Genomic DNA, 13,765 nt, shown 5'->3' on the forward strand with positions numbered 1-13,765 from the left:
AAGCGTGTGGGGCTAGACCCGTTGCTCTTGCCGTAGCCCCTCTATTCGCTTTTCAAGCAGGCACTCAGCCAGATTCGCCATACGCCGCGGGTGCAAGAGCTGTTCCCTTGCTGAGGCGGCCTGGCGGTCTCACTGCCCAGCGCTCACCAGACTTCCACTATCTTCATCGAATTGGTGCCGCCGTGGGCGTTCATATGATCGCCCCGGGTGAGGATCACATGGTCGCCCGGCACGGCGATGCCCTTCTCCACCAGCAGCGCCAGGGCGCGGTCGTTGAGCTCCTCGGCCGCCATCTCACCGGTGTCGAAGGGCACCGAGACCACTCCACGATAAAGCGCCATGCGCCGCTGAGCGATGGCGCTGTGGGCCAGCCCCACGATGGGCAGCCCCGAGCAGATGCGCGAGGCGATCAGCGGCGTGTAACCGGTGGCGGTCATGCAGGCGATGGCCGCCACCCCGGAGAGATGGTTGGCGGCGTACATGGCGGAGAGTGCGATGGTCTCGTCCACCTGGGTGAAGCCCCCGTGGATGCGGTGGCCCGATTCCTGGGCGACCCGCTCGCGCTCGGCGCCCAGGCAGACGCGGTCCATGGCCTCCACGGTCTCCACCGGAAAGTCGCCGGCGGCAGTCTCGGCGGAGAGCATCACCGCGTCGGTACCATCAAGCACAGCGTTGGCCACGTCGAACACCTCGGCCCGGGTGGGCAGGGGCGATTCGATCATCGCCCCCTAGCTAGTCGCGGGGAAAGCGTGCCTCCAGCTCGGCGACCTGCTCCGGCGTCAGGGCCCGCGGGTTCTCGCCGCGTAGAAGCAGGAACAGCTTGGCAGTCTCCTCAAGCTCTTCGGTGGCATAGACCGCCGCCTCCAGGGTCTTGCCGGCCACTACCGGGCCATGATTGGCGAGCAGTACGGCGCTGTGCTTGCCTGCCAGCCCACGCACTGCATCGCCAAGAGCCGGATCACCCGGCACGTGGTAGGGCACCAGTGGCAGCCGGCCGACCCGCATTACGTAGTAGGCGGTAAGCGGCGGGATGCAGTCGCAGGGATCGATGCCCGGCAGGCAGGAGACCGCCACCGAGTGGGTGGAGTGCAGGTGCACGATGGCGCCGGCACGCGGACGTTCAGCGTACATCGCCATATGCAGGAAGTGCTCCTTGGTGGGCTTGTCGCCATCCCGCCAGCGCCCCTCACCATCCAGGCGCGAGATCCGCGCCGGGTCCAGCCGCCCCAGGCAGGCGTTGGTGGGCGTCATCAGCCAGCCGCCGTCCTCGGTGCGCACGCTGATATTGCCGCTGGAGCCCATGGTCAGGCCGCGATCGAACAGCGACTGCCCCAAGGTAGCGATCTGCTCGCGTAGCCGGCTCTCGTCGTTCAGGCTCATCCCAGTACCTCGTCACCAGTCAACCGCGCCAGTACCGCAAAGGCGCGGGTAAAGAAGTCCTCGCCGCCGAAGTTGCCCGATTTCAGCGCCAGCGACAGCGGCGCCTCACGACCTTCCACTGGCGCCTGGGTCCAGGGCACACCGGGGTCGATCTGGTCGCCGATGCGCAGCTGGCGGAGGCCCAGCGCCGAGACCACCGCCCCGGAGCTCTCACCGCCGGCGACGATCAGGCGCCCCACGCCCTCGTCAACCAGGGTGTTGGCCAGCCGGCCCAGGGCCTGCTCCACCAGCTCGCCGGCGCGGGCCACGCCCAGCGCCTGCTGGGCGGCCTTTACCCGTTCGGGGTCCGCCGATGCGTAGACAAGCACCGGGCCGCCCTCGGCGAGCCCCGCGCGGGCGAAGGCCAGGGCCGCCTCGAGATGCGCCTCGCCTTCGGCGAGCTCGAGCGGGTCCAGGGCGAAGCCCCCACGCTGCCCGAGAGGATGGTGCTCGAGAAAGTGCGCCACCTGCCGGAGCGTGGCCCGGGAGCAGCTGCCGGAGAGCACCAGGGCGCTGCCGGACGCCGAGGCGAGCCGCCCCGGCTCGGCCACCTCGGTCAGCCAGCCGCGTCGGCGATACTGTTCCGGCAGCGCCTGACCGAGGCCCGAGCCGCCGGTGACCAGCGGGTAGTCGACCACCGCCTCGGCCAGCGTCTCGAGGTCGTGCTCATCCAGGCTATCGCAGATCACATGGCGCACGCCCTCGGCGGCCAGCGCCTCGAGGTGGACGCGGGTCGCCGCGCCGCCCCGGGCCAGCACCGGCCGGGCCGCCAGGCCCACCGGATGCGGCGTTTGGCGGCCCAGCACCCGCACCAGATCGGCGTCGGTCATCGGCGTCAGCGGATGGTGCTGCATGCCGCTGTCGTTGAGCAGCCGGTCGCCGACGAACAGATGCCCCTGGTAGACACTACGACCGTTGGCGGGAAAGGCCGGCACCATCACGGTCTGGGAGCCGCCGGGGCGTTCTGATTCTGTCGCCAGAAGGCGCTCTGTTTGTGTCACCCGAAGACGCTCCAGCAGCGCATCGGCCACCGGGCCGATATTGCCGGCGTCGGTGGAGTCGAAGGTGGAGCAGTACTTGAAGAAGAACTGACGCGCGCCGCAGGCTTGGAGCCAATCGAGTGCCGCCAGGGAGTCGGCCACCGCCTGCTCGACCGGGCAAGTGCGCGATTTCAGCGCCACTACCACCGCATCGGCCTCACCGAGATCGACTTCGCCCTGCGGCACGCCGATCAGCTGCACGCAGCGCATGCCGGCCCGCACCAGATTGTTGGCGAGGTCCGTAGCGCCGGTAAAGTCATCCGCAATAGCCCCCAGAAGGATACTCATGCCAGTTCTCCATTTAAGTTATTTTCACGAAACGCACGCTGCAAAAAAGCGGGCCGGATGTGTGCGACACGATTAAAAACAGTGCAGTTATTCGCCACAGCTCTTCACTACCGCACGCTGACCAGGGAGCAGGCGAAGCCCGCCACCAACCAAAGGCAGCATCGATCCCTACGTCAAAGTCAGAGATTAACGTTTATCGAATAACGACAAACAAGAGCATAAGAGAAGAAACGCCCTTAGCCATCAAAAAAGTTGAGACGCGATCCTCATCTTCTCTTGCCTTGCCCGCTCCAAGTGATTGCTTAGATATACAGCGGCCTCTTCGTTCTTCCCTTCCTCGAGAAGGTCGAGAATTACCAAGTGCTCTCTCGACTCGGGCTTGGGTGACTCCCTCTTCAAGAACACATTGTATTCCATCAGCTTTCTCAGCCGATTGGCTCTTTGCAGACCTTCCAGGAGAAAGACATTCCTGGCACAGGCCACAATCGACTCATGAAAAAACGTGCCGGCCAAGAACATATGGCGCTCGGTGATATCCTGGTCATCCATGGTGAGCGTATCCATCTGAAGCTTTCTTAGCTGCCGAAACAGGCGGCGATCAATCGTATAACCAGGCTCACGAAGCGCAGCAGGCTCGATCAGGATGCGATAGCGATAGCATTGATCATAGGTTTCCTTGGATGTAAGGAACTCATTGAACTCCCAGCCATATCCCATCAGCTTCGACACCCACCCTTCTGACTCCATGGACACCAGGGCCTGCTGGATCGAAAACCTGTTGGTATCGTAGATATTAGCCAGCTCGGTTTCCGATATGGTTTTCCCCAGCTTTCCCTTCAGGTAGTCCACTGCCATATTGAATGCTAGGGGGGAGATGGGTGAGCTGCCATCCACGACCAAGGCTTCGACTTCATCCTGATCGGAAATTTTCGAAGCGATCAAGAAGTAGCCGCGGTTCGGCTGCTTCCTCACCACGCCTTTATCTTCAAGGTAGGCGAGCGCGGAGCGTATGGGGGTCCGCGACACCTTCAAATTCTCAGCAAAGAAGGTTTCGGGCAGGTGGCTGCCAACCTGTATATTCTTCTCATGCACCAGAGCCAGCATTCTCTTGGCGACAACTTCAGGATTCGTCTTCTTTCTCTGAGCAGTCTGCATATCCGGCTCACTCATGAAGGCATGAAATATTTGGCGACAGCTTACCGGCTCAATGATACCATGCCTCACCAACACTGTATATGCTCGGAGGGTTGTCCCGTCGACTCTTCGGAACAACCACTACGAGATATCTTTACCTCAGGAAACTCTCCTGCTATGGATCTTATTTCTCAGCAATCTAATGATCATCGGCATGGCGATCACCATCAGGACGATCATGCTCAAGACGAATGAAATGGGGCGGTCAATGAAGATGCTGAGACTCCCATCCGAGATGATAAGCGATTGAAGAAGGTTCTCTTCCGCCATGGAGCCCAGCACCAGCGCCAGCACGGTCGCTGCCGGGGAGTAGCCATAGAGCTTCATGAAGAATCCCAACAGCCCGGCAATCAGGAGCATCCAGGTCTCGACCATGCTGAAATGCAGCGTGTAAGTTCCGATCACACAGAGCAGGACGACGACCGGGATAACATAGACATAGGGAATATCCAGGAACCTGACGAACAAGGGAATGGCGGCAATGCTCAGGAAGATCAGCACCATGTTGCCCAGGTACATGCTGGCGATGAGGCCCCACACGAAGCCGGGATCGTTCTCGATCAGCATGGGACCCGGCTGCAGCCCCCACATCATGAAGGCGCCCAGCAGCACGGCGGTCGCCCCTGACCCGGGAATGCCCAGCGACAGCAGAGGGACCATGGCGCCTGACGAAGCCGCATTGTTGGCCGCCTCGGGGGCGACCAATCCCCTCATTTCTCCCTTACCGAACTTCTCGGGATCCTTGGCAATCTTCTTCTCGATCGAGTACCCAAGAATCGAGCCGATGGTAGCTCCCGACCCGGGAAGAACCCCCGCCACGAAACCGATGATCGACCCTCTAAAAACAGTAAACCTTGACTCGAAATAGTCCTTTTTCGATGGCCAGAAGTCCTTGGACCGGAACGTCACCCTGGCCCTTTCCACCTTTTTCCGGTGCTGCCCCTTGTAGATACAGTGCAACAGCTCACCGATACCGAACAAGCCAATGGCGATCGGAACGAAGTAGATTCCCCCGATCAATTCAGGCGATCCGAAGGTGAAGCGTTGAACACCACTCATGACATCGACGCCCACCATCGAGATCACGAAGCCGATCAGCGCCGACACGATGCCGTTGAACTTGTTATCGCCCATCATCGTCGTCAGCAGCAGCAGGCCAAACAGGATGATCAAGAAGTATTCCGATGGCCCAAAGGAGGAGGCAAAACTGGCCAGGGTTGGCGCCAGGGAGCAGATCAGGATGACCCCGATGGTGCCGCCGATGAATGATGCGATAGACTGCATCACCAGCGCCGGGCCGGCTCGCCCCTTCTGGGCCAGTGGGTAGCCATCCAAGGTCGAGGCAACCGTGGCCGACTCCCCGGGAGTATTGATCAGAATGGAGGTGATGGTGCCGCCATACATTGACCCATAGTAGATGCCGGCCAGCATGATGATGGCCGTGGTCGGGTCGAGCCCAAAGGTCATCGGGACCAGCACGGCGATACCAGCCGCGGGGCCAAACCCGGGAAACAACCCTACCACCATCCCGACGAACGCCCCGACGAACAGGAAGAACATATTGGTTGGAGTAATTGCGACGGAAAGCCCAAACCCCAGGTTCGATATCAACTCTTCAATCATTTGCAAACCTCCCACAACATTGTTTCATCATATCCATCACTAGACACCGAACACACCACGGGGCAATGATGCGTTGAGCAATACATCGAAGAGCAGGTACAGGAGGACAGGCAAGGCAATGCTGTAAGCCACGTTCATCGCCAGCTTTTTCCTGTTGAAAATCGACATCAAGACGAACATGAAAACGATCATCGACAGCAGGCCACCCAAGAAGGTGATACTCCCGATCAACAAGGTTAAGCAAAGAACAATAAGAACCACATCGACGGGACGATCCGCCTCTTCCTCTGCTTCACCGCTGCCTCCATCACCTCCCTGAACCTGACGAGATGCAAGAACCTCTGCAAACCGGAAGGGTTGAAGCTCTTTTCTCTTCGTGGCGATGAGATCCTTCAACAGGTTTACAGAAGTGAAAACAATCAGCAGCCCTCCGACAATAGCGGGAAAATAGCCAGGCCCAGGCCGTCCAATATTGGTAACGAAGTTGAGGGTACTCAACCCATAAAAGAAATATGCCGTAGATACGAGAAACAGGAATAATGAAAACCACAGTCTCATCTGGCGCACCACTCTTGTATGCGGCGTGGGCATGGGACGCTCCATGCCCCGCCGAGCTCATGACTTGTTAGATGGCACCGATATTGCGAAGCGTCCTCTCGTAGACCTCAGAGGTTTCCTGCAGGTAGTCACCAAACTCATCCCCCCACAGGTAGGTGCCAGACAAACTGTTGGTTTCCAGGTACTTGTTCCACTCCTCAGTCTCAACCACTTCCTTGAGTGCCGATACCCACCACTCCTGGACGTCGGAGTCCACGCCGCCCGGTAATACGACGCCACGGGGAAGCGCAAAGGTGAAGTCATAGCCCAGCTCTTGGAAAGTCGGCACATCCGGATAGATATCGCTGCGTTGCGCATCCGAGAATGCCAGCGCCCGGAAGTTCCCCGCGGCGATCTGCCCGGCCACCTCTGAGGGATTGGCGACAATGGCTTCCACACTGCCGGAGGTCAGGGCGGTCACCATCTCCCCTCCGGTTCCGGCGGGAACATACTCGAGCCGAATGTCGGCTTCTTCGGAAAAGAGACTGGCGACGACACGGCTAGGGCCAGATGACCCGGTACCTCCCACAATGATACGGGAAGATTGAGCGGCTTCTACGAAGTCATCTACATTATGGTAGTCAGAGTCCTCTCGGACGACGAGAAACATGGCATCGCTGGCCAGCAGGGCAATCGGCGTGAAGTCACTGTAGTTCCAGTCCGTATCGGCAATCAGCGGAGTGGTGATGAAGTTCCCACTGGTCGATGTGGCAACGTAGGGATTGCCATGTTGCCTTTTCACATGGCTGTACCCGATGGCTCCACTCCCCCCTGCACGGTTGGCTACGACGATATTCTGCCCCCCATAGAGATCGTAGTCATTCAGGATATCCACCACGGTTCGGGACATCAGGTCATTGCCGCCACCCGGGCCGAAGGCGATGATGTAGTTCAGCCTCTCGCTGGGGTAGCTGTTTTCCTGAGCAACGGAAAGATGCGAGAAAGTTGCAACGGAAACGGCAACGGCGGAAACGATGAGTTTTGACTTGTTGGCAATCATGGCGTCTCTCTACTCTTGTAAGAATTTCAGATTTCGATGTGCCTCAGGCACTACTTTCTCTAGCTCAGGGCGTCACAGACGGCCTGACTAAAGTCCTTGCATCCATAGCTTCCACCGAGATCCCGCGTCCTTTTCTCTGGATCCATGAGAACGGTATCGACGGCTTCGGACATGGCCGCACCCGCCCGGAGATAGTTCTCCAGGGACTTGTTCTCGCCAATCCAATGCAGCAGCATCGCTACCGACAGAATCATCGATGAGGGGTTGGCCAGATCTTGTCCGGCAATATCGGGTGCCGAGCCATGCTGGGCCTGGGCGCAGCAGTGCTCATCACTGGCCATGATTGAACCGGCAAGGCCCAAGCTACCCGAGAGCTCACTGGCAAGATCGCTGATGATATCTCCATAGAAGTTGGTCGCGACCAACACATCGAATTGCTCCGGGTTTCTGACCAGATGAGCCGTAGAGGCATCGACAAGCAGGTCATCCACTTCCACCTCGGGAAACTCTTTCGCCACATCCTGTACGGCCTCAAGGAACAGCCCATCGGTCATATGAAAGCTGTTGGACTTGTGGATCGCAGTCACTTTCTTTCGGCGCTTCATGGCCAGTACAAAGGCCTGCCTGGCAATTCGTTCGCTGCAGCGTCGGGTGATCTTGCGGATGGACAGGGCCATGTCCTTGTCGGGCATCACCTCCGCCCAGCCCTTTGTCATGTTCCGATCCGGATAGAACCCTTCCGTCGCCTCCCGCATGATCACCAGGTCCATGCTCTTGCCGGGTTTCATATTGGACTCGAGAAAGGACCGAGTGCGCGCCGGCCTGACATTGGCATAGAGATCGAGACCTATCCGAAAGCCTGCCGATACGTTTCTCCCCCCCCTTTCGGGCGACGGATAATCGGCATGCGATTGCGTGCCAAGAATGACGCCATCGCAGCGCTTGGCCTTTTCCAGGACATCATCTCTCAGGGTGGTTCCATGCTTTTCCAGACTGACAAAGCCAACGTCTTCGTATTCCAGTTCGATACCGAGCCCATATTTGTCATTGGCAGCCTGCAGCACTTTGACAGAGGCGTCGGTGATTTCGGGTCCGATACCATCACAGGGCAATACAAGAAACTTCATTTATCACTTCCTCTTGGGATTGAAAACCACTCGACCATCACTTCTTACATAAACTCGGCCCAGCAAATTCCTAAGCGCTTTGCATAGTCACTCGCTTCTTGAGCGAGTCAACGGCAGTAGCTGGGCTTGTGAGTACCCGTGCGGTCGTGACCTTTGCCACTTTGCTTGCTGCACTCGCCGTTGAGAAATGCGCCAGCATCACCGTATCGAACCCCGACAGGCCAGCCGCCATCTCGGCCACCAGGTCGTCATGTCTGTCATGATCGCCGGACTTCAGCGCCTCCCTCGCGCCGGAGACCCAGAAGCTTTTCAGCGTCACATCGCTGTGCAACGCATTCTTTATGTCGTGGAACTCTCGCTCCATGCTCTCGATGGCAGGCTCGAAAGTCGCCAGCATGGCAACACGCCCGCCCCGCTCTATCGCCTGGTAGAACATGGCCTCGTTGGGCTTCAGCACCGGGATATCGAGTGCTTCCGCGGTCTTCTCGATGGCCTCGCCGAAGGCCGAGCAGGTGAACAGTATTCCCGCTGCGTCGTTGCTCCTCGCGTAGCGGGCTAACGCCAGCAGCCGCTGAGACATCTCGTTTCGGGAGTTCGCCTTGTCCGTCTCGAGCGAGTCATCAAGCAGGTTGTGGGCTTCCACCTCCGGCCACTCCTGGCGGATGGATGTCAGGACCGGGTCTATCGCTGCCATGACGGCATGAATCAAGTACACCTTCATCTCGATACCTGTTTCGGTTGGAGGGGGCTGGACTGTATTTGAATTAGTAAAAATACAATCAGTGGCAAAAAAACACCCGCCCATGCGGGGAGCTGACAGTATCGGCCATCGCTCCTGTGGCAGAGGGCTCAAACCTCACGGCTCATGACCGCCCATCTGTTCTTTTATCAACATATGTACAATCTAGGCTTCGCCACTTCGTCCGTCAAGCGCTCTCAGCGGGTCAGAGGGGGGAAATCGCCTATCCTTTAGTCGAGTCAATCAGCAGGGGCACATATTCACCCCTTACGGCCCTCTGGCTACCGCCTTCCATCGGGATCGAGCTTGCCCAAGGCCATGCGTCGCAAAATGAAAGGGGCTATCAGCATCAGCCCGATGACCCTCAGCAACTGGTGGAAGGCAACGAACAATGGGTCCAGGCCCAGCACGACCGCCAGGGCGGACATTTCCGCCATGCCGCCGGGTGCCAGGGCCAACAGCGCCACCTCACGCCCTATCCCTGTCGCCCGATGGATCATCTCGGCGAACACGGCCAGGATGCCGATCGCCATGAGGGTGGCGACCAGGGTGACTCGGGTATTGGCGACGAGCGCCCTCAGCGAGAAGGCCCCGAATTTCGCCCCGATCGAGCACCCCAGGAACAGCAGCGCCAGGTTCATGGTCCAGGCCGGCACCTCGAATCGCGCCAGGTCCGTGGCGCTCAACGCCGCCGAGAACACCAGCGGCACCAGCATGGGCGCCGCGCTGATTCCCAGGCGGATGCCCAGCGGCACCAGCAGCGGAATCATCAGCAGCATCCAGGGATTGCCGAACCCACCGCCCTCGGTCACCGCCATCACCGCGCCCTCCCCCTCACGCCCGAACAGGACGAAGAGCGGCGGCAGAACACAAATGACGATCAGCACGCGCAGCGACTGGGCGATCGAGACCCGCTGAAGGTTTCCCCCGGCACTCTCGGCGATCGCCACCATGGCTGCCATGCCCCCCGGCATGGCGGAGAGCCAGGCGCTGGGCGCATCGAAGCCACAGTGGCGATACCAGCGTGCCACCACCAGCGTCGAGACGATGACGCCGGCGACCAGGATCAACACCGATAGATGCCAGTGCATCAGACGATCCACCAGGTCGGGCGTCACCAGCCCCCCCATCACCAGCCCGATCACCCCGAGGCTGAAGGCACGCAGGGGGCCGGGGATCCAGACCTTGCGACCGCCGGCGAGCAGCAAGAGGTTGCCGAGGATGGGCCCCACCAGCCAGGCCAGCGGCATGCCGACAAGATCCAGCAAGCCCCCTCCCGCAGCGCCCGCGATCAGCGACCTCAGCAGCCCGAGGCGACGCCCCCGGGTCATCGACATGGCGGGCGTTCGAACCGGGTTACCGTCACGCCTGCGGAGCCACGGTGGCGCCCTCGATCCCGTGGCGCGCCATCAGCTCTGCCACCACGCCCTCTGACTTCACCTCCTCGATAAAGGCCGCGAGGAACTCCCTCGCCAGCGGGTCACGCCCCTTCGGTACCCCCATGGCCTGCTCGATCGTCATGAAACGCCCCGGCAGTAGCCTCATACCACCGTACTCTTCGATGCCGGCCTCGAGTTGCTGCTTGACGCCCGCCGCCACCTCAAGCTCGTGCTCGAGGAAGTACGCCACCACCGCCGGGGAGGTGGACGACCGCTGGATCTCGGCGTGTTGAATGGCGCGACTGAGGAAGAGGTCATAGGCGCTCCCCTTGCCCACCACGACGCGGTTGCCCGGCCGGTCGACCTCCGTCATGTCGGTAATTGGCGAGGCATCGGGCACCAGGTAGCAGCCCTCGATCAGCACATAGGGCGGTGTGAAGTCGATGCCCTGCCCCCGCTCGGGATCCCGGGCGAAGAAGCCCATATCGGCCTGGCCCGCGTCGACGGCGGCCACAGCCTGGCCCGCCGAGTCGAAGACCAGCAGCTCGAGCTCGACGCCGAGCCGCTCGGCAATCCGCGTGGCCAGATCCACTGAGATGCCGTGGGGCCGGGTCGTTTCCGGATCCCGGCCGGCCAGGATCGGATTGCCCAGGTTGATCGTCGTTCTCAGCACCCCTTGGGGGGCCATGGCCCGACGCACGTCATCGGTTGCTTTCATGCGATACTCCTTCGTCTGCCAGCGGATTCAGGGTCTGCCGGAGAATGGAGGGGATCACGCCTCCCGCCTCGAGCAGCGCAATCTCGGCCTGGGTATCGACCTGGGCCGCGGCAAGGAACTGCTCCGCCTCGCCGCTGGCGCGCCACAGCGTCACGGGGATCTCCGCTCGCGGCACCAGCCGGCCGGCCTCGGCCGCGATCTCGAGCCGGTCGCCCACGCCGATCGCCAGGCTCGCCGCGCTCATCCCCTCGGGCAGCGCCAGCGGCAGGATGCCCATGCCGATCAGGTTCGAGCGATGGATACGCTCGAAGCTCACCGCGAGCACGGCGCGTATCCCAAGCAGACGCTGCCCTTTGGCCGCCCAGTCTCGCGACGAGCCCATGCCATAGCGCTCGCCAGCCACCACCACCACGGACTCCCCCGCTGCCCGGTAGCGCTCGGCGGCGTCCACGATCGGAATCACCTCGCCGCTGGGCACATGCCGGGTATGAGCGACCGGAGCCCCCGGCGCCAGGCGATTGCTCAGACTCTTGTTGTGGAAGGCGGCCCGGACCATTACCTCCCAGTTGCCGCGCCGCGAGGCGAACACGTTCAGGTCGTCGCGGCGCTCGCCCCGCGCCACCAGGAAGTCGGCCACCCGGCTGTCGGGGGGGATGGCACTGGCCGGCGAGATATGGTCGGTGGTCACGTCGTCGCCGAGCACCAGCAGCGGGTAGGCGGTGTAGTGGCCGAGCTGGCTGCCCTCCGTGACCGATGCGAAGGGCGGCCGGCGCAGCGCCGTGGAGTCGGCGTCCCAGGGGAAGCGCGCACTCTGCGGCGCGTCCAGGGCCTCCCAGGCGGCATTGCGGCTCGCCCGGCGGAAGTCGGCCGCGAAGTCAGCGGCATCGGTGGCCTCGGCGACGGCGGCGTCGACCTCTTCCCGCGAAGGCCAGAGATCGCGCAGATAGACGTCGTTGCCATCGCTGCCCTGCCCCAGCGGCCGGCGCGTCAGGTCATGCTCGGCATCGCCGGCCAGGCCGAAGGCCACCACCAGTGCCGGCGACATGATGAAGCCGAGATCCAGCTCCGGATGGACCCGGCCGGGGAAGTTGCGGTTGCCCGAGAGGATCGCCACGGCCCGGCACGCGCCCGCCGCCTGCGCCTCGGCGATCTCGCGGGTCAGCGGCCCGGGGTTGCCGATGCAGGTGGTGCAGCCGTAGCCGACGATATCGAAGCCCACCGCCGCCAGCTCCTCCAGCAGCCCGGCCCGCTTCAGGTAGGAGGCCGCCGCCGGCGAGCCCGGGGCCAGCGAGGTCTTCACCCAGGCCGGCGGCGTCAGGCCGTGGCGCCGGGCGTTGCGCGCCAGCAGGCCGGCGGTGACGATCAGGCGCGGGTCGCTGGTATTGGTGCAGCTGGTGATGGCGGCGATGGCCACCGGGTGGCGCGGCAGGTCCGCGCCCTGCGCCGGGGTGAAAGCCAGGCCGTCCAGCACCCGCGGCACGTCACCGACATCGTGCAGATCCTGGGGCCGGGTGGGGCCGGCCACCTGGACCCCGATGGCGCTTAGATCGATCTCGATCGACGCGGTGTAGGTGGGCTTGGCCTGGGGGTCGAACCACAGGCCGGCCGCCCGGCAGTAGGCCTCGAGCCGCGCCACCGCCTCGGGCGGGCGGCCCGTGTCGCGCAGGTAGCGCAGCGTCTGGTCGTCGACGGCGAAGAAGCCCGTGGTGGCGCCGTACTCGGGCGCCATGTTGGCGACCACGGCCCGGTCGCCGGCGGTCAGCGAACTCACGCCGGGCCCGAAGAACTCCACGAACTTGCCGGTGACATCCAGCTCCCGCAGGCGCTTGGTTACCACCAGCGCCAGGTCGGTCGCCTGGGCCTCGGGGGCCAGCTTCCCCACCAGGCGCACTCCGATCACTTCGGGAATGCGCAGCATGGTCGGCATGCCGAACATCACCGTCTCGGCCTCGAGCCCGCCCACGCCCCAGCCCAGCACCCCGATGCCGTTGATCATCGGCGTGTGGCTGTCGGTTCCGAGCATGACATCCGGCACCAGCCACGTCTCACCCTCGCGGGTCTCGGTGGTCACCACCGTGGCCAGCTGCTCGAGATTGAGGGTGTGCATGATGCCCGTGCCCGGCGGATGGATCCGCACGCCCTCGAGGGCGCTAGACGCCCAGCGCAGGAAGCGGTAGCGCTCGCGGTTGCGGCGCATCTCATGCTGCAGGTTCTCCTCCGCGGCGGAGCTGGTGGCGAAGACCTCCACCGCCAGGGAGTGGTCCACCGAAACATCCACTGGCAGGCAAGGCGTCAGGGCCGCGGGGTTGCCGCCCGCCTCGGCGATCGCATCGCGCATCGCGGCGATATCCACCAAGGCCGGGGTGCTGGTGGTGTCGTGCATCAGCACGCGCCCCGGCTGGAAAGCGATCTCGGCCTGGCTGGTGCCACTGCCCAGCCAGTCGAAGATCGCCGCGACCGCCCGCTCGCGCTCCTCGCCCCGTGCATGACGCACGATATTCTCGAGCAGCAGACGCAGCACCATCGGCAGTTCCCGCAGCCGCGCTCCGAAGAGCCCGGGGAGATCGACGAAGGCATAGTCCTGCCCATGGAGGCTAAGCCGGCCCCCTGGATGGCTGCTCAAGCTATTGAAATATTTCAT

General features: G+C 62.3%; 11 protein-coding genes and 1 pseudogene. All 12 read right to left on the reverse strand.

All coding sequences use genetic code 11. The features are described 5' to 3' along the window. Nucleotides 1-143: 143 nt before the first annotated feature. A pseudogene (locus tag J5F18_RS16585) lies at nucleotides 144-725 on the reverse strand (pyruvate kinase); the annotation flags it as partial. Nucleotides 726-732: 7 nt separating this feature from the next. Next, complete coding sequence (gene otnC / locus J5F18_RS16590) at nucleotides 733-1,380, reverse strand: 3-oxo-tetronate 4-phosphate decarboxylase (RefSeq protein ID WP_346299645.1); 648 nt, start codon at nucleotides 1,378-1,380, stop codon at nucleotides 733-735. Next, a complete protein-coding gene (gene otnK, locus J5F18_RS16595) occupies nucleotides 1,377-2,747 on the reverse strand; it encodes a 3-oxo-tetronate kinase (protein ID WP_346299646.1) in 1,371 nt (456 codons plus the stop codon). The genes otnC and otnK overlap by 4 nt, the downstream gene beginning before the upstream one ends. Before the next feature lie 243 nt (nucleotides 2,748-2,990). Then, entirely contained in the window at nucleotides 2,991-3,902 is a 912-nt protein-coding gene (locus J5F18_RS16600) for a GntR family transcriptional regulator (RefSeq protein ID WP_346299647.1), read from the reverse strand. Between the two features lie 138 nt (nucleotides 3,903-4,040). Then, complete coding sequence (locus J5F18_RS16605; RefSeq protein WP_346299648.1) at nucleotides 4,041-5,564, reverse strand: tripartite tricarboxylate transporter permease; 1,524 nt, start codon at nucleotides 5,562-5,564, stop codon at nucleotides 4,041-4,043. A gap of 39 nt (nucleotides 5,565-5,603) precedes the next feature. Further along, entirely contained in the window at nucleotides 5,604-6,155 is a 552-nt protein-coding gene (locus tag J5F18_RS16610) for a tripartite tricarboxylate transporter TctB family protein (RefSeq protein ID WP_346299649.1), read from the reverse strand. A gap of 34 nt (nucleotides 6,156-6,189) precedes the next feature. Further along, complete coding sequence (locus J5F18_RS16615; protein ID WP_346299650.1) at nucleotides 6,190-7,161, reverse strand: tripartite tricarboxylate transporter substrate binding protein; 972 nt, start codon at nucleotides 7,159-7,161, stop codon at nucleotides 6,190-6,192. Nucleotides 7,162-7,220: 59 nt separating this feature from the next. After that, the gene (locus J5F18_RS16620; RefSeq protein WP_346299651.1) at nucleotides 7,221-8,288 is read right to left on the reverse strand and encodes an isocitrate/isopropylmalate dehydrogenase family protein; all 1,068 of its coding nucleotides are present in this window, start codon (nucleotides 8,286-8,288) and stop codon (nucleotides 7,221-7,223) included. A gap of 70 nt (nucleotides 8,289-8,358) precedes the next feature. After that, nucleotides 8,359-9,009, reverse strand: coding sequence for an aspartate/glutamate racemase family protein (locus J5F18_RS16625; RefSeq protein ID WP_346299652.1), 651 nt, complete (start codon nucleotides 9,007-9,009; stop codon nucleotides 8,359-8,361). A gap of 299 nt (nucleotides 9,010-9,308) precedes the next feature. Then, complete coding sequence (locus J5F18_RS16630; protein WP_346299653.1) at nucleotides 9,309-10,295, reverse strand: AbrB family transcriptional regulator; 987 nt, start codon at nucleotides 10,293-10,295, stop codon at nucleotides 9,309-9,311. 94 nt (nucleotides 10,296-10,389) lie between these two features. Next, nucleotides 10,390-11,124 carry an ABC transporter substrate-binding protein gene (locus J5F18_RS16635; protein WP_346299654.1) on the reverse strand — a complete coding sequence of 245 codons (735 nt, stop codon included), beginning with the start codon at nucleotides 11,122-11,124 and terminating at the stop codon, nucleotides 10,390-10,392. Next, entirely contained in the window at nucleotides 11,108-13,765 is a 2,658-nt protein-coding gene (acnA, locus tag J5F18_RS16640; protein WP_346299655.1) for an aconitate hydratase AcnA, read from the reverse strand. Before acnA ends, J5F18_RS16635 begins: the two co-directional genes overlap by 17 nt.

The sequence above is a fragment of the Halomonas sp. BM-2019 genome, assembly GCF_017584085.1.